This window comes from Bradyrhizobium sp. PUT101 (assembly GCF_052043945.1).
Classification (GTDB): Bacteria; Pseudomonadota; Alphaproteobacteria; order Rhizobiales; family Xanthobacteraceae; genus Bradyrhizobium.
This window is the reverse complement of sequence record NZ_CP197207.1, coordinates 3,603,002-3,623,632: the sequence shown is the minus strand read 5'-3', so window position 1 is coordinate 3,623,632 and position 20,631 is coordinate 3,603,002. Positions and strand designations below refer to the sequence as shown.

The 20,631-nt window shown below is 62.0% G+C and carries 19 protein-coding genes and 1 tRNA gene; 15 read left to right on the top strand and 5 right to left on the bottom strand.

Annotation, left to right across the window (positions count from 1 at the left end):
- Positions 1-229 precede the first annotated feature (229 nt).
- On the bottom strand, positions 230-892 hold the full coding sequence (locus ACSHT2_RS17735; protein WP_440642679.1) for an MBL fold metallo-hydrolase: 663 nt from the start codon (positions 890-892) through the stop codon (positions 230-232).
- Positions 893-912: 20 nt separating this feature from the next.
- On the opposite strand from ACSHT2_RS17735, the gene ACSHT2_RS17730 reads away from it, so the two are divergent.
- Both ACSHT2_RS17730 and ACSHT2_RS17725 read left to right on the top strand, forming a co-directional pair.
- The gene (locus ACSHT2_RS17730) at positions 913-1,836 is read left to right on the top strand and encodes a ring-cleaving dioxygenase (RefSeq protein WP_440642678.1); all 924 of its coding nucleotides are present in this window, start codon (positions 913-915) and stop codon (positions 1,834-1,836) included.
- A 145-nt stretch (positions 1,837-1,981) separates the two neighbouring features.
- Positions 1,982-2,686, top strand: a complete 705-nt coding sequence (locus ACSHT2_RS17725) for an alpha/beta fold hydrolase (RefSeq protein ID WP_440642677.1) — start codon at positions 1,982-1,984, stop codon at positions 2,684-2,686.
- A gap of 102 nt (positions 2,687-2,788) precedes the next feature.
- Here ACSHT2_RS17725 and ACSHT2_RS17720 read toward each other — a convergent pair whose 3' ends face one another.
- Positions 2,789-3,613: an alpha/beta fold hydrolase gene (locus ACSHT2_RS17720; RefSeq protein ID WP_440642676.1), complete on the bottom strand. Its 825-nt coding sequence runs from the start codon at positions 3,611-3,613 to the stop codon at positions 2,789-2,791.
- Between the two features lie 286 nt (positions 3,614-3,899).
- Between ACSHT2_RS17720 and ACSHT2_RS17715 the strand changes: the two genes are divergently transcribed.
- The 11 genes from ACSHT2_RS17715 to ACSHT2_RS17665 all read left to right on the top strand — a co-directional run bounded on the left by ACSHT2_RS17715 (position 3,900) and on the right by ACSHT2_RS17665 (position 15,086).
- Positions 3,900-4,550, top strand: coding sequence for a hydrolase (locus tag ACSHT2_RS17715; protein ID WP_440642675.1), 651 nt, complete (start codon positions 3,900-3,902; stop codon positions 4,548-4,550).
- A 24-nt stretch (positions 4,551-4,574) separates the two neighbouring features.
- Positions 4,575-4,865, top strand: a complete 291-nt coding sequence (locus ACSHT2_RS17710; RefSeq protein WP_440642674.1) for a XapX domain-containing protein — start codon at positions 4,575-4,577, stop codon at positions 4,863-4,865.
- Positions 4,862-6,745 (top strand): amidohydrolase, encoded by a 1,884-nt coding sequence (locus ACSHT2_RS17705; protein ID WP_440642673.1) that lies wholly within the window; start codon positions 4,862-4,864, stop codon positions 6,743-6,745. Before ACSHT2_RS17710 ends, ACSHT2_RS17705 begins: the two co-directional genes overlap by 4 nt.
- Before the next feature lies 1 nt (position 6,746).
- Positions 6,747-7,214: a DoxX family protein gene (locus ACSHT2_RS17700; RefSeq protein WP_440642672.1), complete on the top strand. Its 468-nt coding sequence runs from the start codon at positions 6,747-6,749 to the stop codon at positions 7,212-7,214.
- Positions 7,211-8,140: a glyoxalase gene (locus ACSHT2_RS17695; RefSeq protein WP_440642671.1), complete on the top strand. Its 930-nt coding sequence runs from the start codon at positions 7,211-7,213 to the stop codon at positions 8,138-8,140. Before ACSHT2_RS17700 ends, ACSHT2_RS17695 begins: the two co-directional genes overlap by 4 nt.
- 46 nt (positions 8,141-8,186) lie before the next feature.
- Positions 8,187-9,575 carry an alginate export family protein gene (locus tag ACSHT2_RS17690; RefSeq protein WP_440642865.1) on the top strand — a complete coding sequence of 463 codons (1,389 nt, stop codon included), beginning with the start codon at positions 8,187-8,189 and terminating at the stop codon, positions 9,573-9,575.
- A gap of 2 nt (positions 9,576-9,577) precedes the next feature.
- Entirely contained in the window at positions 9,578-10,270 is a 693-nt protein-coding gene (locus tag ACSHT2_RS17685) for a YoaK family protein (protein ID WP_440642670.1), read from the top strand.
- 80 nt (positions 10,271-10,350) lie between these two features.
- Positions 10,351-10,677 (top strand): AraC family ligand binding domain-containing protein, encoded by a 327-nt coding sequence (locus tag ACSHT2_RS17680; RefSeq protein WP_440642669.1) that lies wholly within the window; start codon positions 10,351-10,353, stop codon positions 10,675-10,677.
- 2 nt (positions 10,678-10,679) lie between these two features.
- The gene (gene mqo / locus ACSHT2_RS17675) at positions 10,680-12,236 is read left to right on the top strand and encodes a malate dehydrogenase (quinone) (protein ID WP_440642864.1); all 1,557 of its coding nucleotides are present in this window, start codon (positions 10,680-10,682) and stop codon (positions 12,234-12,236) included.
- 102 nt (positions 12,237-12,338) lie between these two features.
- Positions 12,339-13,769 carry a class II fumarate hydratase gene (gene fumC / locus ACSHT2_RS17670; protein WP_440642668.1) on the top strand — a complete coding sequence of 477 codons (1,431 nt, stop codon included), beginning with the start codon at positions 12,339-12,341 and terminating at the stop codon, positions 13,767-13,769.
- 24 nt (positions 13,770-13,793) lie between these two features.
- A complete protein-coding gene (locus tag ACSHT2_RS17665; protein ID WP_440642667.1) occupies positions 13,794-15,086 on the top strand; it encodes a threonine/serine ThrE exporter family protein in 1,293 nt (430 codons plus the stop codon).
- Between the two features lie 49 nt (positions 15,087-15,135).
- On the opposite strand, the gene ACSHT2_RS17660 is transcribed toward ACSHT2_RS17665, so the two are convergent.
- Positions 15,136-18,051, bottom strand: a complete 2,916-nt coding sequence (locus ACSHT2_RS17660) for an ATP-binding protein (RefSeq protein ID WP_440642666.1) — start codon at positions 18,049-18,051, stop codon at positions 15,136-15,138.
- Positions 18,052-18,129: 78 nt separating this feature from the next.
- Positions 18,130-18,561, bottom strand: coding sequence for a hypothetical protein (locus tag ACSHT2_RS17655; RefSeq protein WP_440642665.1), 432 nt, complete (start codon positions 18,559-18,561; stop codon positions 18,130-18,132).
- 202 nt (positions 18,562-18,763) lie between these two features.
- On the opposite strand from ACSHT2_RS17655, the gene ACSHT2_RS17650 reads away from it, so the two are divergent.
- Positions 18,764-19,687: a helix-turn-helix domain-containing protein gene (locus ACSHT2_RS17650; RefSeq protein ID WP_440642664.1), complete on the top strand. Its 924-nt coding sequence runs from the start codon at positions 18,764-18,766 to the stop codon at positions 19,685-19,687.
- Positions 19,688-20,039: 352 nt separating this feature from the next.
- On the opposite strand, the gene ACSHT2_RS17645 is transcribed toward ACSHT2_RS17650, so the two are convergent.
- A tRNA-Thr gene (locus tag ACSHT2_RS17645) sits at positions 20,040-20,114 on the bottom strand.
- A gap of 317 nt (positions 20,115-20,431) precedes the next feature.
- Here ACSHT2_RS17645 and ACSHT2_RS17640 point away from each other — a divergent pair.
- Entirely contained in the window at positions 20,432-20,620 is a 189-nt protein-coding gene (locus ACSHT2_RS17640) for a hypothetical protein (RefSeq protein ID WP_271527136.1), read from the top strand.
- Positions 20,621-20,631: the final 11 nt, after the last annotated feature.

Here is a 20,631-nt window from a genome sequence, read left to right as displayed (position 1 = left end):
CGTCCACGTTTAGCACATTCAGTACGAGCTCACCAAGGCGGAGATCGTGGGATCCCTTCCGATGGTCGCTGCGTTCGATCGCGGTGCTAACGATCCCTCTGGCGGAGAGAGTGGGACGCTCTTCCTCACGGCGCCGCTGCGGCGAAATCCGCCGGGAAAAGAATTTCTGAAAGGACCGGTCTGGATTCGTGACCGCCGGCGTGCACCACCATGCGGCAGTGCGAGCGCTTCAGTCATGAGGCAGATTCAGAACTGTGGTGTAGTTGGCGGGTATCCACGCGAAGTGCCCGTCGACTGATCGGATGTGCCCCAGGCCAGGGAAAGCGATGTGCGCCGCCGCGACCCAGCTACCGTCTTGGGCGGACTTCGCAAACGCTTTCGTTCGTTCGACCTCCGCGGACATTGGATCGCTGTCATACGTTACGGTGACGCTAGGATCGGGAAACTGGATCGGGGCGACATGAACCAGATCACCCCAGACCAGCAGCCGTTGTTCGCCGCTGACGACGGCGTACGACGTGTGACCTCGCGTGTGACCCGGGGTGGGGACAGCACGGATCCCAGGCGACAACTCCTGTCCATCCACGAACGGCCGGACGCGTCCGGAATCCATATATGGCTTCAGAGATGCTCGGTCGCCCTCGAACATGGGCCTCAGGAATTTCGGCGCCTCGTTTTCGTTCTTGGCATCGAGCCAGTAGTCGAGATCCTTCTGGTTGAGGCGAACGATTGCGTCGGCCCGAACGCTGCAATCTGCGAGGATGGTCCGTCCGGCTGTCGCGAGATCGGTAAAGAGTCCAAGACGAGCCGGATTTTTGACTGTTGTGTGTTCCGAAAGATCGCGATCGGCAGGATTAACTTGCCGAGTATGCCGTATTTCGGACCATAGCAAATGGGAAGTGGGAGCCCTGATTGGATGGTATCCACGTGAGCGCGCGGGGGCTACACCACGTCACGGCGATCATCGGTGACGTCCGTCGCTCGTCCGAATTTTATGGCAAAGTGCTCGGCTTGAAGCGCGTCAAGAAGACCGTCTGCTATGACGATCCTGGCAGCTATCATCTGTATTATGGAAATGACGCCGGCAGTCCTGGCGCGGTGATCAGCACGCTGGCCTGGAACTGCGTCACGCCTGGAATGGTCGGCGTCGGAGAAGTGGTGCAGACGGCCTTCCGCGTCCCTCCCGGGTCGCTCGAAGGCTGGTCGGAGAAGCTCAAGTCCCAGGATATTGCCTGCCGGACGGAAGTTTCGCCCTTCGGCGAGCGCATGGTCTGCACCTCCGATCCGGACGGCACGGCCATCGCGCTCGTGGAATCGGCCCATGGAACGGCCGGCGATGTTGGTGCTCTAACGCCGAGCGGCCTCCAGGGTGTCACACTCGACGTCAGGGAAGAGGATCTAACTGCTGACATCCTTGAGGATGTGTTTGGCTTCACACCGGTCGCGCGACGCGAGCGGTCGGTCCGTTTCGTCACGCACGACGGGGCCGGCGGTTCGCTCACGTTGAGGACCGTAGGCAAGTCCTCGCGGGGCAGGCTTGGCGGCGGTACCATCCGGCACGTCGCTTTCCGCGCCTTGGACGAAGCCGACCGGTCCCTGATGGTCGAGAAGCTCCGGTCTATTTACGATATCTCGGTCAGCGCGCCCATCGAGCGAACCTACCTCACCGCCGTGAGCTTCAGAGCCCCTTGCGGAGTGCTGTTCGAAATCGCAACCGATGGACCGGGCTTTGCGGTCGACGAGCCTGCCGAGAGCCTTGGTGAGCGTCTGATGCTGCCCGGCTTTCTCGAGGACCGTCGCCAGGAACTGCAGATGATCTTGCCGCCACTGGACTAGGGTGGCTCATTCGGGAGGTCCCGGCCTCCTTGGTGTGGCAGAGCAGAAAGGTCCAATTCGCCTTCCGAAGGCACAAGAAGACGGCATGATGCTCTCTTAGGTCTGACTCCTGTCGTTCACTTGGATCCAGAAGGAGCTCAGTCTTATGAATAGTGCCTCGTCGGTGGAACCCACCGTCGTTCTGGTTCACGGCGCCTGGGCGGACGCCTCGAGCTGGCGGCTCGTCATTCCGCGCCTCTTGGATCAAGGCATTGCGGTCGTAGCCGTGCAGAATCCGACGACGTCGCTTGCACAGGACGTCTCCGTCACGAAGCAGGCGCTCGCCGCGATCAAGGGACCGGTCGTCCTTGTCGGCCATAGCTGGGGCGGTGCAGTGATCACCGAGGCCGGAAACGATCCGAAGGTCAAAGCGCTGGTCTATGTCGCGGCGTTCGCCCCCAAAGCCGGCGAGTCGGTCGGTGATCAGGTCGGGGCACATGCGTCTCCGCCGGCACTGTCCAGAATCGTCGACAGCGGCGACGGCTTCCTCAAGCTGAGCGAGGAGGGTTGGATCAGCGACGTCGCCCAGGATCTTCCGGCGAAAGACGCGCGCGTCCTGTCGGTCGTCCAGGCGCCGCTGTCCAAGACGACGTTCGGTGAGAAGATCACCGCTGCTGCCTGGGGCTCGCGACCGAGCTGGTACATCGTATCCGCCGACGACCGGGCCGTGAGCGTCGAACTGCAGCGCAATCTCGCGGTGACGATGAAGGCGAAGACGACCGAACTGAAGGCAAGTCACATGTCCTTGCTGTCGATGCCTGAGGCGGTCGCGGCGGTCATCGTCGATGCGTTCAACGCCGCGAAGGCGTGAAACCTGGCCCGCCATCTGAAAACCGTCTCAGTCCACGCCTTGGCGGCGCGTGCTTGATCGATGTGACGGGCGATCGCTTCGATCGCCCGTGACAATCCTCCATCAGCCCTTGATGAACGCAAGCAGATCGGCGTTGATCGTTTCCGCCTGCGTTGTCGGCATCCCGTGCGGGAATCCCTTATAGGTCTTCAGCGCGCCGTTCCTGAGCAGCTTGGCGCTCAACGGCCCAGAGTCCTCGTAAGGGACGATTTGATCGTCCTCGCCGTGCATGACCAGCGTGGGCAGGGTGATTTTCTTCAGGTCCTCGGTGAAGTCCGTTTGAGAGAAGGCCACGATGCCGTCGTAGTGAGCCTTGGCGCTGCCCATCATGCCCTGACGCCACCAGTTCTGGATGATACCTTCGACCGCTTTCACGCCGGGCCTGTTAAAGCCATAGAACGGGCCTGCGGGCAGATCGCGGTAGAACTGCGCGCGATTGGTCGCGACCTGCTGCTGCAGGCCGTCGAAGACGTCCTTCGGCAACCCGCCCGGATTGGTCGCCGTCTTCACCATGATGGGCGGGACGGCAGAGATCAGCACGGCCTTTGCGGCGCGGCTCTCGCCATGGCGCGCCAAATAGTGAACCACCTCCCCTCCGCCGGTGGAGTGACCGACATGAATGGCATTCTTCAAGTCGAGATGCGCGGTCAGGGCGGCCAGGTCGTCGGCGTAGTGGTCCATATCGTGACCGTCGGCCACCTGTGCCGATCGGCCGTGACCGCGGCGATCGTGCGCGATCACGCGAAAGCCCTTCGCGACGAAGAACAGCATCTGCGCATCCCAATCGTCGGAGGATAGCGGCCAGCCATGGCTGAATACGATCGGTTGGCCGGAGCCCCAATCCTTGTAGAAGATCTCGACCCCATCTTTCGTCGTTATGGCAGGCATTGCTCTCTCCTGGTTCGCCGCCTCGGGCGGGTGTCTGTGGAGGATAGAGGGGGGCCCGGCGAAACTGCTTGGACGGTTTGATCACCCTTTGGACTGGCTTGCGATTCCGGAGCGGCGGCCGCCGAGGCCACTCCGTCAAATGGCCGCATCGCGCTGATCACCGCGCTGGAGTCCAAGCCACGGCAAAATCGTCCAAGCCGCGAAAAGGCGAGTTGCTCACCATGTGGGCGTTCGCAACCATTCCCGGTCGGCCCATCGCAGCTGCCGATCGCAAGGAGCCATCACGATGTCCAAGCTCGAAATGCTCACCCCTGAGAACAGCGCGATTGCATTGATCGATTATCAGCCGGCGATGTTCCAGGGCGTCCAGTCGCACGACCGCCTGGTCACGATGAACAACGTCCAGATCCTCGCCAAGGCCGCGAAGCTCTTCAAGATCCCGACCGTGCTGACCACTGTCGCAAGGGACTCCTTCTCGGGGCCGTTTATGCCCGAGGTCACCTCCCTTTTTCCCGGTCACGACATCATCGATCGGACCTCGATGAACTCCTGGCTCGATGCGAACTTCCGCAAGGCTGTGGCCGCGACCGGACGCAAGAAGTTCGTGCTGGCCGGCCTTTGGACCGAAGCGTGCGTGATTTTCCCGACGCTGGACATGATGCGCGAAGGGTTCGAGATCTACATCGCTGCCGATGCGTGCGGCGACCTGTCGCTCGAAGCGCACAATCGCGCCATGGAGCGCGCCATCCAGGCTGGCGCCGTCCCGATCACCTCGTCGCAGTACGCCTACGAACTCCAGCAGGACTGGGCGCGCAGCGAGACCTACGAAGGCATGATGGACATCCAGCGCGAGCACTCGCCGTACGGCATCCAGATTCGCTTCTCGAAGTGGGCGCTCGGCGAACACGCCTCTGAGGGCGGCACCAAGGCGGCCTGAGGCCGGTAGGCCGGGAGTGAGGCCATGAAGATATACCTGCTCTCCTTGGGCGCCGGTCTTCTGGTCGGCGTCATCTACAGCCTGCTCAACGTACGCTCCCCGGCGCCACCCCTCGTGGCGCTGGTCGGGCTTCTCGGCATCCTCGCCGGTGAGCAGATCGTGCCGGTCGCTCGTCAGCTGCTGGCCGGCAACGGTCTTGCCCGCGCCTGGCACCAAGCGAAATGCGCTCCGCACATGTTCGGCATGTTGCCGGGGCATCACAGCGACCAAGCGAAGGACGCCTCTTCGCCTGAAGGAACGGAGAAGCATTCATGAACTCGGCGCCTGATATCATCCTGCATCGCGGTCTGTTCACGACGCTCGACCGATCGAACCCCACAGCTTCGGCGGTTGCGATTGCTGACGGCCGTTTCGTTGCCGTCGGCCACGATCACGAAGTCATGAAGCTCGCAGGTCCGTCGACGAAGATCGTGGATCTCAAAGGCCGTCGCGTGCTGCCCGGATTGATCGATAATCATCTCCACATCATCCGGGGCGGTCTCAACTTCAACATGGAGCTTCGTTGGGACGGTGTGCGGTCGCTCGCTGACGCCATGGACATGCTGAAGCGGCAGGTCGCGGTTACGCCGCCGCCGCAATGGGTGCGAGTGGTCGGCGGATTTACCGAGCACCAATTCGTGGAGAAGCGCCTTCCGACGATCGACGAGCTCAACGCGGTCGCACCGGATACGCCGGTATTCCTGCTCCACCTCTACGATCGCGCGATCCTCAACGCCGCCGCGCTGCGCGCCGTCGGCTATGCCAAGGACACTCCGGAGCCGCCCGGCGGCGAGATCGTACGTGATGCGAATGGAAACCCGACTGGGCTACTGCTGGCCAAGCCGAACGCGAACATCCTCTACGCGACCCTCGCCAAGGGTCCCAAGCTGCCCTTCGACTACCAGGTCAATTCGACCCGGCATTTCATGCGAGAGCTCAACCGGCTCGGCGTGACCGGTGCGATCGATGCCGGCGGCGGCTTCCAGAACTATCCGGAGGACTATGCCGTCATCCAGAAGCTCAGCGACGAGGGCCAGCTGACGATCCGCCTTGCCTACAACCTCTTCACCCAGAAGCCCAAGGGTGAGAAGGAAGACTTCCTGAACTGGACGAGGACGTCGAAATACAAGCAGGGCAACGATTATTTCCGGCATAACGGCGCCGGTGAGATGCTGGTGTTCTCGGCAGCCGACTTCGAGGACTTCCGGGTCGCGCGCCCCGACATGCCCCCGGAAATGGAGGGCGAACTCGAAGAAGTCGTGCGTGTGCTCGTGCAGAACAAATGGCCATGGCGGCTGCACGCCACCTACGACGAGACGATCTCGCGGGCGCTCGACGTGTTCGAGCGCGTCAACCAGGACATGCCGCTCGAGGGCTTGCATTGGTTTTTCGATCATGCCGAGACGATCTCGGACCAGTCGATTGACCGGATCGCCGCGCTCGGCGGCGGCATCGCCGTGCAGCACCGGATGGCCTATCAGGGCGAATATTTTGTCGAGCGATACGGCGCTGGTGCCGCGGAGGCGACGCCGCCGGTCCGGAAGATCATCGACAAGGGCGTCAAGGTGTCGGCCGGCACCGATGCGACCCGGGTGGCGTCCTACAATCCCTGGGTTTCGCTGTCCTGGCTCGTGACCGGTCGAACCGTCGGCGGATTGCGGATTGCTCCGCAGCGCAACTGCCTGGACCGCGAGACCGCGCTGCGGATGTGGACCGAGAACGTCACCTGGTTCTCGAACGAGGAAGGCAAGAAGGGACGGATCCAGGTTGGTCAGCTCGCAGACCTAGTCGTCCCCGATCGCGACTACTTCTCCTGCAGCGAGGCCGAGATTGCCGACACGACGGCGCTGCTGACCATGGTCGGCGGCCGGATCGTGTACGGAGCCGGTGATTTCTCGAAGCTGGAGTCGATCACGCCGCCGCCGGCCATGCCGGACTGGTCGCCGGTTCGCCGCTTTGGCGGCTACGCGGCCTGGGCGGACGACGAGGCGAAGGGGAAGAACGGTCTCGCGATGCGCGCCATGCAGTCGTGTGGCTGCTCGAATTCCTGCGGCGTGCACGGGCACGACCACGCATCGGCCTATGCGAGCCGCTTGCCGGTCTCCGACCTCAGAAGCTTCTGGGGCGCCCTCGGTTGCGCCTGCTGGGCGGTTTGACGTGCCGAGCTCAGCGACTCCCAATTGGATCGCAGCGGTCCTCCGCTTGCCGCTGCTATGGCACGCCGCTCGCTTGGCGCTGGTGTCGGCCTACATTCTCGGCGGCTTCGCCAAACTGTTCGACTTCCCGGGCGCGGTCGCCGAACAGCAGCATTTCGGACTCAATCCTGCATGGCTGTGGGCCTCGGCCGCGATCGCCGTCGAACTCGGCGGCTCGCTTCTCGTGGTCGTCAACAGGCTGGTCTGGCTGGGAGCGGGCGGACTTGGAGTGCTGACTTTCGTGGCGATGCTCACGGCCAATGCGTTCTGGACCATGAGTGGTCACGAACGGTTCGTCGCCACCAACAGCTTCTTTGAACATCTGGGATTAATCGCAGGGCTGGTCCTCGTTGCGGTCGTTTCCGAGCAAACCTCTTGCCGCCCGGCGCTTGCTGGGCCATCCACCTTCGTCGAAGGAGCTTCGCGATGACATCATCGAAATCGGCTGTGTTGTGGGCGCTCGTGGCCGCCGTCGTGGCGACCGGGCCCGTCGTCGCCAAGGAGGCGGCGAGGAAAGATGCGCCGGTCGCCGTCGCCCCGCAATACGACACCACCCACGTCTATGTTGCGCCCGAGGACGTTGACAAGTTCGTCAGCAGCTTTCTCGCGACCTTCGGCGGCAAGAGCACCAAGCAGATCGTCGCCACGGTCACTCCGACGCCGAGCAGCACGACATCGCAACTGCTCCAGACACCGGTTGGCACCGTGTCTCTGTTCGGCTTCAAGACCCCAATCCCGTATCCGTTCGGTGCGGAACGCAACGGCTATCTGGTGACCGACATCGACGTTGCCATCAAGCAGGCGCGCGCCGCAGGCGCTGATGTGATCGTGTCAACCTTCCCCGACCCGATCGGACGCGACGCCGTCATCCAATGGCCGGGTGGCGTCAACCTGCAGATTTACTGGCACACCATCAAACCCGATTACGCCGCCTTCGAGCATGTCCCGGAAAACCGCGTCTACGTTTCGGCGGATCGGGCTTCCGCCTTCACGCGCAGCTTTCTTGCCTTCTCGCATGGCAAGGTGGTTTCTGACGAGGCCAAGGCGCCGGGGGTTGAGATCGGCCGGCCGGATGCGACCTTCCGCCGGATCAGGATCGAGTCCGCCTTTGGGAAGATGGCCGTTCTGGTCACCGACGGTCATCTGCCCTATCCGTATGGGCGGGAGACGACGGGCTATGAAGTCGCAGATTTGACCGCCACTCTTGCAAAGGCCAAGGCATCGGGCGCCACCGTGCTCGTCGAGCCCTACACATCGGCGGGCCGCTCCGCGGCTATCGTGATGTTCCCGGGGGGCTACATCGCCGAAGTCCATTCTCTGGCGCAGAAGAGCGCGGCGCAAGCCAGCGGCAAATGAGGTGACGTTGGTCGGGTCGCGTCGAGCCGTTTTGCGCAGCCTCCGGATCGGGCTTGCGCTTGCAAGCTTCGGTGTCGGCGCTGACTGCGTCCGCGCGGCCGAGGAGGATGTTGCATCTCCGAAGCGCCCCGCGATCCAGGCGAACCGGTGGACCGAGGACTGGTCGGTCCTCGCCGATCCGAGACTGCGCACCGAGCCGTTCGATGGTCTCAAGTACATTCCCCTGTGGGCCACGGATTCGAAGAGCTACATCTCGCTCGGCGCCACCCTGCGCGAGCGTTTCGAGATGAACGACGCGGCAGGCTTCGGTACAGGGAAGACGCCGCGCGACAGTTACCTTCTGCAACGCTTGCAGATCCATGCCGACGTCCACTTCAATGAGAACTGGCGGGCCTTCGTTCAACTCGAAGACGATCGCGCCTTCGACAAGAAGAGCATTTCTTCGGTGGATCAGGATCGCCTCGACTTGCGCCTGGCTTTCGTCGAATACGTCAATACGTTCGCAGGCGGAACTTTGAAAGCCCGTGCCGGACGCCAGGACTTCGCTTTCGACCTTCAACGCTTCGTCTCCTCGCGCGACGGTCCGAATGTCCGCCAGTCCTTCGATGCGCTGTGGGCCGACTGGGAGACCGGCGACTGGCGTTTCATTGGATTTGCGAGCCGTCCGGTCCAGTATTTCGATGTCCGCCCGTTCGACGACACCTCCAACGACCGCTTCCGCTTCAGCACGCTCAGGATCGAACGCAAGGTCTTTGGCGATGACGAACTGTCGGGCTATTATTCGTTGTATGAGCGAAGCGCCGCCAAATATCTGGATGCGTCGGGAGACGAGCAGCGTCACGTCTTCGATCTACGCTTTGCGGGCAAGAAGAGCGGGTTTGATTGGGATCTAGAGGCCATGGGGCAAGTGGGCCAGGTCGGCACCACGGACATCCGCGCCTGGGCCGTCGGCGCGCGTACAGGTTATACGATGGCAACGCTGCCCTGGCAGCCGCGCCTTGGGCTGCAGTTCGACGCCGGTTCGGGCGATCACCACGCGGGCGACGGAGCGCTCGGCACGTTCAACCCCCTGTTTCCGAACGGCTACTACTTCACGCTCGCCGGTTATGCGAGTTACGCCAACATTCTGCACCTGAAGCCCTCGATCACCGTGAGCCCGATTGAACGGCTGAAGATCATGGCCGCGATCGGGCTGCAATGGCGAGAAACCACGGCGGATGCGATCTACGTTCAGCCCAATGTACCAATCGCGGGCACCGCGGGCACAGGCAGCAACTGGAGCGGGGCCTACGGGCAACTGCGCCTCGACTACGCGTTCAACGACCACCTCACCGGTGCCCTCGAAGCGGTGCACTTCGATGTGGGTGACACGATCATTCGCGCTGGTGGACACACCAGCAACTATCTCGGCGTCCAGCTACAATATGGTTGGTGACCATGCCTCGGCAAATCCTCTTGCTCCCGCTGCTGATGAGCTTCAATGCCGGCTTCGTCGACACTGCGGGCTTCCTCGCCCTGCAGGGGTTGTTCACCGCGCACGTCACGGGAAATTTCGTGACTTTCGGCGCGGCCATGGTGCAGGGGACCTCGGGTGGACTTGCCAAGCTGCTCGCGCTTCCGGTGTTCTGCCTGGTCGTTGTCAGCACGCGAATCTTCAGCTTTTCCCTTCCCCGGATCGGCCTGCCCATATTTCGATCGATGCTGGCGCTGAAGGTGCTCCTGCTTGCGCTCGGTGGTGCGCTGGCGGTGCACTACGGCCCGTTCCCCCAAGGAGACAGCCTGCAGGCCATCTGCACGGGGATGGTACTCGTTTCTGCGATGGCGATCCAGAACGCGGCCCATCGTATCCACATGGGGACGGAGCCCCCGAGCACGCTGATGACAGGAACCACGACTCAGATCATGATCGATATCGCTGACGTCATCCGCGGAGCCCCCGCTCCCGTGCTGGACCTCGCCCGGCCCCGCCTTGCCAAGATGACTGCAAGCGTGGCCGCCTTCGCGCTGGGATGCGCCGGCGGTGCCGTGCTGTATGCCAGTCTTGGCGTCTGGTGCTTCGTTGTGCCGCCGCTGATTGCCTTGCCGGCGGTGTTCCTCGCGACCGAGCAGGCACCGAAGGTCGCGGCGTAATGACAAGAAAGGAATAGTCGATGATCAGATGCGTCCGGATTTGGACCAGCGAGGACGGCAACTCCATGTTCGAGGAGGGAATGATCGAGCTTGCGGGTGGTGAGCGCGGCGATATTCTGAGCAAGGCCGTCGCGGCGTCGAGCATCTCCTTTCGGGAAACCAGGTCGGGCGGTGCTTTTGCTCCCCATAATGCTCCGACACGACAGTTTGTCGTGACCCTTAGCGGGACCTTGCAGTTCGAGACGGCGGGCGGGGCGACTTTCGTGATTCGTCCAGGCGATGTGTTGCTGGCCGAGGATACCAGGGGAACGGGACATAGCTGGAAGCTGATGGATGATCAGCCCTGGCGCCGGGCCTATGTGATTGTCGGCCCCGAGGTTGAAGTCCCGTTCACGAAATCAGCGTGATCGTGAATGGGCGGTGTCATTCTAAATTATCGGAAAGTGTCATGACCAAAACCCAAGCAACGGATCGCCCCGATGTCGTGCTGATCGGCGCCGGCATTATGAGCGCGACGCTCGGAGTCTTTCTCAAGGAGCTTGAACCATCGCTCTCGGTCTTGATGTTCGAGACCTTGCACGATTGCGGATTGGAGAGTTCGGACGGTTGGAATAATGCCGGGACCGGACACGCGGCGAATTGCGAACTGAACTACACGCCGCAGCGCGCGGACGGTAGCGTTGATATCTCCAAGGCGCTCGAGGTCAACACCGAGTTCGATATCTCCCGCCAGCTCTGGTCATTCCTGGTCAGTAAGGGCGCGATACCGAATCCGCGGGCCTTTCTGCATCCATGTCCCCACATGAGCTTCGTCTGGGGCGATACAAACGTCGCGTTCCTTCGCGCGCGCTACGAGGAAATGTCCGCGCACCATTGCTATCATGGCATGGAATACAGTGAGGACCACGCGAATATCGCGGCCTGGGCTCCGTTGATCATGGAGGGTCGTGACACCGCTCAGCCAGTGGCGGCGACTCGGATGATTACCGGAACAGACGTCGATTACGGAGCGCTGACCAGGCTGCTCGTGCAGCATCTCGGCAAGCAGCCAGGCTTTTCGGTTCACTATAATCGCAAGGTGACGGGGTTGGAGCGCGACGGCGATGGCCGCTGGCTGGTGTCCGCCCAGAACACGAGCACGGGGAGCGTCGAGACGATCTCTGCAAAGTTCGTCTTCATCGGTGCAGGCGGCGGCGCGCTGCCGCTATTGCAAAAGTCCGGGATTCCAGAGGGCAGGGGCTTTGGCGGCTTCCCGGTGAGCGGGATCTGGCTGCGTTGCGATGTCGACGAGGTCAGCCAACGACACCACGCCAAGGTGTATGGCAAGGCCGCCTCCGGTTCTCCGCCGATGTCGGTTCCTCATCTCGATACCAGGATCATAGGTGGGAAACAATCGTTGCTGTTCGGCCCTTACGCCGGCTTCTCGACGCGCTTCTTGAAGCATGGATCCCTCGATGACTTGTTCGCCTCCTTGAGCGCCGATAACATCATTCCACTGCTGGACGTGGCACGCGACAATCTGCAATTGTCCGAATATCTCATCGGCCAGGTGATGCAGAGCGCAGACCATCAGTTTGCAACCTTGCAGCAGTTCTTCCCGAAGGCAGCCAAACAGGATTGGACAAGAGCCGTCGCGGGCCAGCGCGTGCAGACGATCAAGCCTCATATGAGCAGCGGATGGTTCAAGCATGAAGAAGGCGTACTCGAGTTCGGCACCGAAGTGGTGTCTGCCGCGGATAAGTCGATCGTGGCGTTGCTTGGCGCCTCGCCAGGCGCCTCCACCGCCGCATTCATCGCCCTCGAAGTCCTGCAACGCTGCTTTGATCGCGAACTGACCGAGGACGGTTGGCTGCCGCGTCTTCGAAGCATCATTCCGACGTTCGGGATCGACCTCACTCGCGATGCCGACGCCTGCCGTCGGACGCGGGCCGCGACGGCCGCCACGCTCAAGATCGAGAACGTCTGACGCGACAGCCGGGCCACGACAAAGCGTGCCTCCTACCAAAACTCTACCGTCACTGAAGGGAAAAATTGAATGCCTGGTTCTAGCGATCGAGACTTGCCGGTGATGACCGACGTTCCGATTGGCCTACCTGCGACAGGGACGCGCACCGAGTTCGACTCGATGGGCAGCGTCGACGTGCCGGCGTCGCGCTATTATGGCGCCCAAACCGCGAGGTCGTTGGTGCACTTCTCGATCGGAGACGATCGCATGCCCAAGGCCGTTTATCATGCCTACGGCATCGTCAAGAAAGCCTGCGCGTTGGTCAACCAGGCCGCCGGCCGCCTGCCACCATGGAAGGCCGCGGCGATCATTCGCGCGGCGGACGAGGCAATTGCGGGAAAGCTTGACGAGCATTTTCCCCTGTATGTCTGGCAGACTGGATCGGGTACCCAGTCCAACATGAACGTCAACGAGGTGCTGTCCAATCGCGCGATACAGCTTCTCGGCGGAACGTTGGGCACCCAGCAGCCCGTCGGTCCGAACGACGACGTCAACATGGGGCAGAGTTCCAACGACACGTTCCCCACCGCCATGCATATTGCGGCAATCACAGTGCTGGATGATCGCCTGCTCCCCGAACTGGATGCCCTTGCCGGCGTAATCGAGGCGAAGGCGAAGGGCTGGATGTCCATCGTCAAGGCTGGCCGCACCCACCTCGAGGACGCGACGCCGCTGACCGTCGGGCAGGAATGGTCGGGATACGCAGCTCAAATCCGAGCCTGCATCTCCGCCATTGCCGACTCCCGTGCCGGCCTCTACGAGCTCGCCGTCGGGGGAACCGCCGTCGGAACGGGATTGAATGCGCCAAAAGGGTTCAGCGTCGCGGTCGCAGCGAAAATCGCGGAGCTGACCGGAAAGCCGTTCGTCACCGCGCCGAACAAGTTCATGGCCCAGGGCTCGCTTGATGCCATGGTGCGGGCACACGCAGCGCTACGGGGCGCGGCCGTTGCATTGATGAAGATCGCGAACGACATGCGGTGGCTTGCCTCGGGCCCGCGCTGTGGGCTCGGCGAGCTGAAACTGCCACAAAACGAACCGGGCTCGTCAATCATGCCCGGCAAGGTCAATCCAACTCAATGCGAGGCAATCGTGATGATCGCGATCCAGGTTCTGGGCAACGATACCGCCGTCGCGTTGGCCGGATCGCAAGGCAATTTCGAGTTGAACGCCATGCGGCCGATCATCATCAACGCCTTTCTGCACTCGGCAACGATTCTGGCGGATGGCTGCGCAAAGTTCAGGACGTATTCGGTCGAAGGAACGGAGCTCGACGAAAAGAAGATCGCGAGCTATGTGGCCAACAGCCTCATGCTCGTGACGGCCCTGTCTCCCGTGATCGGCTACCAGAACGCGGCTCATATCGCTGAGAAGGCAGATTCAGAAGGCCTGACGTTGCGGGAAGCCGCGCTCGCGTCAGGACATGTCGATGAAAAGACGTTCGATGCGGTCGTCAATCCGCAGGCGATGGTGGGAGACGGGGTCGGCGGCGCGTAGCCGCCGAACTGACGAGCAAGATCCATGTCTGAACAATCTGATCGCCAATCTGAACGAAGGGAGGCGGACCCGCTCAGCGTGATCATTCGTGTCGCCGAGTTACTATTCGTGCACGGCGAAACCACAGAAGGGACTCGGCGTACCGTCGAGCGTCTTGGAGGGGGACTTGGAACGCGGGTGATTTTCGTCCCGCGCTGGGGAGATCTTAGGATTTTACCGGACCGATGCACGTTCGGCGCCGAGGTTGCTGCAGAGCCGTTAGGCGTCGATATGGCCAGGGTCAATGCCACCGAATTGCTCGTCGACAAGCTCTGCGATCACAAGACTTCACCGCGCGCTGCGCTCTCGGAGCTTGACGACATCGCTCGATTGCCTGCCGTTGAGCTATCGCGCTTTGTCGCAATGGCCGCCGCCGGTGCCGCAGCGTTGAGCGTGATTTTCGGTGCGACCGATTTCCTCACGGTCGGATGGACGGCGCTGAGTGCCGGCATCGGGGCGGGCGCTCGGCGTCTTTTGTCCCTTGTCAGCCGCAACCCCTTCGTGCAGCCGTTCGCCGCAGCTCTGGTCGCCGGAGCGATTGTGAGCCTTTTGAGCAGCGCACACTTGGCGATATCGCAACATCTCGTGGCGGCCTGTCCTTGCATGGTGCTGGTTCCTGGACCTCACTTTCTCAACGGCGCGATTGACCTCGTCAGGGCGCGCATTGCGCTTGGAGCGGCGCGCATCCTGTTCGCCAGCCTCGTTATCGTCGCGATCTGCGCTGGCCTCCTGATCGGCCTTTCCTTCGGCCCGACGCGTCTGGACGCGCCCGTGACGTCTGTCCAGGTTCCCTTTTTCTATGATCTCTGTGCGGCGGGTGTCGCGGTTGCCGCCTACGGGGCCTTCTTCAATATGCCATGGAGGATGCTGCCGGCGCCCATCGCGATTGGTGTCTCGGCACACGCCCTCCGCTGGCTCGTCCTTGATGCCGGTGCGAGCATGCAACTTGGGGCGCTGGCAGGCTGCACGCTCGCTGGACTCAGCAGTGCCTTGCTGTCGCGCCGTTTGCGCGTCCCTTTTGGCGCAATCGCGTTCGCAGCCGTGGTGTCGCTCATTCCGGGCATTTTCATGTTCCAGACAGCCGCTGACGCATTGTCCATCATCAGCTCCGGGCCCGGCATCCCAGGCTCGGACCTGTATGAGATCGCCAGCAACGTTGTGAAAGTATCAGTGACCCTGCTGGCCATGGCGACGGGCCTAATCGTCCCCAAGATGTTGCTCGACGGGTGGCTACTGCTTTCCAGGAACGGAGACCGTCGCCATGGAGCCCACAGCTAGCTGGGTGCCTCGACACGATCGCGGGTTGATTCAACCGATGTATTCACCCTTACCGACGTGACAAGCCATCCATACCTCCCGGGTCAAGGGCACGCACGGCTGGATCACTTGCCTCCTCCGACACCGCTCCTTGCAAACCCTCCAAAATGTGCTTGGCGCGCCGAAATGGGGGAGTCGCTTGTCCTTCGAGAAACAGGCCGAGTGTCTGGCCAAGCAGAGTGGACGCCTCTTCGATCCTCCCCCGGAGCCTCAGCATGTCGGCAAGGCATTCTGCTGCCTTGAGCTCCCAACCCAGCGCTCCCTGCTGGCGCGACATGGCAATCGCCTCACGGAAGTAGCTTTCGGCCGCTCGCGACTGACTTCCTTCCAGCGCTTGCAGCGCGGTGCCGTGTATGCGTAGCGCGTCCGGCAGCATTCCCAAGGCATCGATGGCTCTCGTCCGGTCCAACGATTCGGTCGAAGCAAGAACGGCCTCTTCCGGACGCCCGGTCGCTGCGAGCAGTTCGGCAAGCCGCCCCAGAAACGGGACGCGGGCGTTGTCGTATCGTGCATCGCTCAGATTGATGATTCCCTTCCGCAGGAGCTGCTCGGATCGCTCGAACTCCCGCCGGAGGAAGAGCAAGCGGCCTTCGAAGGCCATCGCCGAGAAGACATAGCTCTGGATATTGTTGGCCTCAGCCAATTGCCGCAGCCGGAGGATGGCGGCCTCGGCAAGATCAAGCTCTTCCATCCTGAGGTAGATTGTGCAGCACCAAACGAGCGCCTGGCAGATCGCAGTGGGGTGTCCGGTTCGTTCAGCCGCCGCCTGGGCGGCAAGAGACGTACGGCGTGCGCGATCCAAGCGACCTTCGCACCAATCGACGGACGCCATGACGCACTGGGCATTGATCGAATGATTTACGCCCCAGCGGCCAATCGTCGATGTGTCGGGATGCGTTTGAAAATAGGAGTGCGCCTGGACAGCAAGTTCAAAGGCGGCCGGATATCGGGCGCTGAAGTACAGGGCCTCGCTCTTGACGCTTTTGACCATAGCAACGGCGATCGGCTCATCGATGTCCGAAACGAGCCGATCCATCCGTTCTATTTCAGCTCGCGCAGCCTTCAGATCGCCGCGTCGATGCAGGAAGAGAGCCAAGGCAAGTCGAACCCTGAGCTCCCATTTGTGGTCTTCCAGACCGACCGCAATCTCGATCGCCCTGTTCAAGGCCTCGCGCGTGCGGCCGGTCATGCCTTCCGTGTACATCATGGCAAGACCTAGCGCGGCTTTCAGGATCATCTCATCCCGCTCGCATTCGGCGGTTGGATCGAGCCTGTCGACTGCTTTCGAGGTCCACGCAATGCATTCGGTGAGAAGTGAGTTTTCCAGCCAGACGGGCACGGCGGCTACGGCGAGGGCCACACCCGCGCTCTTTTCTCCGTCCCTTGCGAAGGCCCAATCCAGGACTCCGCGGACGTTGTCCAGCTCCTTGACCGCATCGCGGGCCATCTGCACCCGGTTCGGCCCGTCAGCGCACTTCCGCAGCATCGCCGTCACGCAAGACGCCAGGTTGACGGCAAGCATGTCGTGCTCGGATTGGTCGATCAATTTGCCGAGCGCGAAAGCCCGCACGATTTCCGGGAGTCGAAACCTTGTCCCGTTGTCGCCGACGTCGACCGAAAGCAAGGACTTGCAGACGAGATCCGCGACGATGAGCGCCGTGTCGTGGTCCCCGGGCGGAACGATCGCGACCGCGGCCTCGAGGCTGAAGCTTCCCGCAAAGATGCCAAGGCAGCGGAACACAAGCTGCTCGCGCTCGCTGAGCAATTGGTAGCTCCAGTCGATGGCCGCAGCAATTGTCCGGTGCCGCGCAGGCGTTCCGCGGCGAGCGTCTTCAAGAAGGCTGAGACGATTCTTTAGTATGCCGGCCAGACCTTTGACGCCGAACGCGCTCACGCGGGCCGCGGCGATCTCTATCGCGAGCGGATTCCCGTCCAGCCTTGTGCAGACCTGGGCGGCATCAGCGGCGGTGGTATCGTCGAGCTCGAAATCGCCGGTGACGGCGGCTGCTCGCTCGACGAACAGCTGTAACGCCGGGTAGGCCAGGGCGTCTTTGAGACCAAGATCCGCTTGCGGCGGCGGCACGGATAGGGGCGGAAGGGAGACTACCTGCTCGCCATTGATGCGGAGCGGCTCTCTGCTCGTGATCAGCACCTTCGTCCTGTCCGCTGCCAGCAATATCGTGCTGATGGCGACGGCTGCCCCCTCGATCAGGTGCTCGCAATTATCGAAAACCAAGAGCACGTTCTTGGATCGCACCGCGGAGACGACACCCGAAAGCGCGTCGTTGGAACGGACTTCGATCGGGAGAGCGGAAGCGATCACGCTCCATATGAGCGAGGGGTCCGTGATCGAGGCGAGCTCGACCAGCCATACACCATGCTCGAATTGCGGGAGCATCGTTTCCGCCAGCTGAAGCGCCAGGGCGGTCTTTCCCACGCCTGCCGAACCGATGATGCTGACGAGACGGTCGTCGGCCAGTTTCCGCCTGAGCGTCTGCACCGCTTCGTCGCGCCCGATCAAGCGGTTGAGTTGAGCCGGCAGGTTGTGATTCGCTGCCAAGGCCGAAGGCTCGCGTTGGCCGGGCTCGTCGAGCACCTTGATTGGAGCGACGAACCTGTACCCGCGGCCGGGGCTGTTGACGATGTACGGATTGGCGTTGTCGTCCTCGCCCAGAGTGCGGCGGAGCGCCGCCACCTGCACCGTAAGATTTGCCTCGATGACGACCGTGTCCGGCCAGGCGATCTCCAGAAGCTCGCGCTTGCTCACCAGCTCTCCGGCCCGTTCGACGAGCGCGATCAGGATCTCGATCGCCTTCGCGCCGAGACGGACGTCGCGGTCACCTTCGAAAAGAATCCGCTTGGACGTGGAAAGGCGAAAAGGTCCGAATAAAAACGTACGGTGTGCTCTATCGTCGCGATCGGGCATCCATCGATCAGCCGCTGGACCATGAAAGCGGCCTCATTAGCCCGGAGGGCCCGAGGTGTCCACCCACCGGCGGTAGACTCAGGGCTGGTCGTCCCCCTGCACCTGCACTGAGACCGCCTGCCGACGCGCCAGGATGGCGGTCATCGCGATGCTCTCAGCCTGGCCGGCGGACAGTTTCGCCAATTCCATGGCGGTCGCGGCCAGCAGCTCGATGGAATCGGCACGGGCGTGAAGTCGTGCGGTTTGTCGCCCCTCCACCCATCTGGGCAGCGTCTCTCTGGCCAGAACTGCATCGCGTGCGAGACCGGCTTCGAGCGTGTCGCGAAGCTTTCCAACGCGTTCGCAAGACTCGTTGGCGAGCGCGCGCAAGTCGTCGAGCTGCTTTGCGCATCGGGCTTCATCCGTCGGAGAGTAGCCCGCGAACAGACCGTTGATGCTGTTCAGGCTGGCCTGCAGATGGAGCAGATGAGGACGCAAGTCCTCGCCGAATTGGGTCAAATTGCCGCTCATGGATCTCCTGCCCTCATAATGAGCCATACTCCCTCCTGGCAGGCGCCACGACCAACAAAATTTTGCAAATTCTAACCAAGTCCCTCCGCGACGGCGAAGTGCTTCTGTGAGTCGCCGTGAGGTGATTTTTGGAATTTTTTACTGGTGAGCAGGTGCAGTAGAACCTAACCACGGCCACATCTACGTTATCCTGGGGACTGCGATGGCCGAAGAAGGCGACGGCTCATTCGAAGGTTTCTATGGCCGTCGACTTGCCGCCCATCTCGGCATGGACGGTGATTGTATCCGCAAGATCAACCGTCAAGGAAAGCTCGCGCTCGCCGTCACAAGACTGACATGCAACCGTCTATTGCGGGAGCGGACCGCCGCAATTCCCGCGGAGCAAGCATTCAGCATTCTTCATCAACTCGGTGACCTGGATCGCCATTCTTGCTGGCTCGCCGGGCGGCGGCGATATTCGGGCTCGTTCCAGGCTGGGACGGTGAGCGTCATTGACTTGCGTGACACTCCACAATGCGAGTTCAAAGGTCCGTTCGACGCCATCCAATATTACATCCCGCGGCGCGCGCTCGACGAGTTTGCCTACGAGAATGATGCGAAGCCAATTTCGACCCTGCGTTGGGATCGTGATCGGCGTGATCCCTATCTTTCCGCCCTATCCAGTGTGCTTTTGACGGCGCTGGAGGAAGAGAACGCCAACAATAGTCTGTTCATTGATCAGCTTGGCTTGAGCTTGCTGGCCCACTTTGCGCAGACATATGGCGCTTGCGCGCGCAAGGCTGGCCAGGAAAGCGGCCTTGCTCCATGGCAAGAGCGCCGCGCCAAAGAGATCATGCGCGTGCGCCTCTCGAGCAACTTGACGATCGCCGACGTCGCCGCCGAATGCAAGCTGACTCCGAGCCACTTCGCTCGCTCTTTTCGGCGCAGCACGGGGGTCGCTCCGCATGAGTACCTCTCACGGCTTCGTATCGAAGAGGCAAAGCGGCTGATGGCGGATACCAAGCTCTCCTTGGCGGACATCGCGCTCATCTGCGGGTTCGGCGACCAGAGCTATTTTACGCGAGTGTTTTCGCGCACCATCGGCACGAGCCCTGGCCTATGGCGCCGCGTTCGTTCGGCGGGATAAGGCTGGCGCGCTTCAGTGGACGTATCTCGCAAAGTACCCTGTCAGCCAAAGATGTCGGCAGGTGGAACTCGAGGCGTCCAACCGCAATCATGGTGTCAGCTCCGCATCCGCGATGGTCCTGTCCTCTGCCTCGAGGTTGAAGGCGATGTCATTTCCGATCGTCACCGTCTTCACACACGGGCGATGGTCTGGGCTTCCGATGCTGAGCTACACGCGCTTGCCGCGCAGTCGGTCGGCGATCTTGGCTCGGTGCGAATTCGGAGAACGCCGGAGCCGGCACGTTTGAGCATTGAAAACTTCAGAGAAACCCTGGTCTGTGTGGCACTCAGGATTAATGTCCCATCAGGATAGATGGTGCTGCCAGACAGGATTGAACTGTCGACCTCTCCATTACCAATGGAGTGCTCTACCACTGAGCTACGGCAGCATGTGCTGGTGAAAGAATCGGGCGCCCGAGGGGGCCTACCAAGCGGGCCGATATCTGCCACAAGCCCCCCTCCTGTGCAAGCTTGCAAGTCCCGCCAAAATGAGAAAATCGGGCCGATATCAGGGCCAGAATGCCCATTTTGGCTCGAAACTACTAGCTTTCCGTCCATTCGGGGTCCGATATCCCCGGCCAACTGGCCAGTTGCCGGGGACGCCGGGTTCGCTCCATTTCGCGTTTCGCACGATCGGATCGCGTCGGCCTCTTGAGCTGCCACACTTCGGTGGCATCCTGCTGCCGGTTGCTGTGATGGATCCGTGATGGCTGACGAGACTGACAAGAGCGCGAGGCAGGCGAGGGTGTCCCGGGACGACCGGCTGAAATCGGCGCTGCGCGAGAACCTGAAGCGGCGGAAGCTGCAGGCGCGCGAACGCGCCGCAACGACCGACCCCTCGCAGAACGAAGATGGTTCCCTAAATGAGGGGGCCGCCGGCAAGACCGGCAGTTGAAGGCGGGCGGC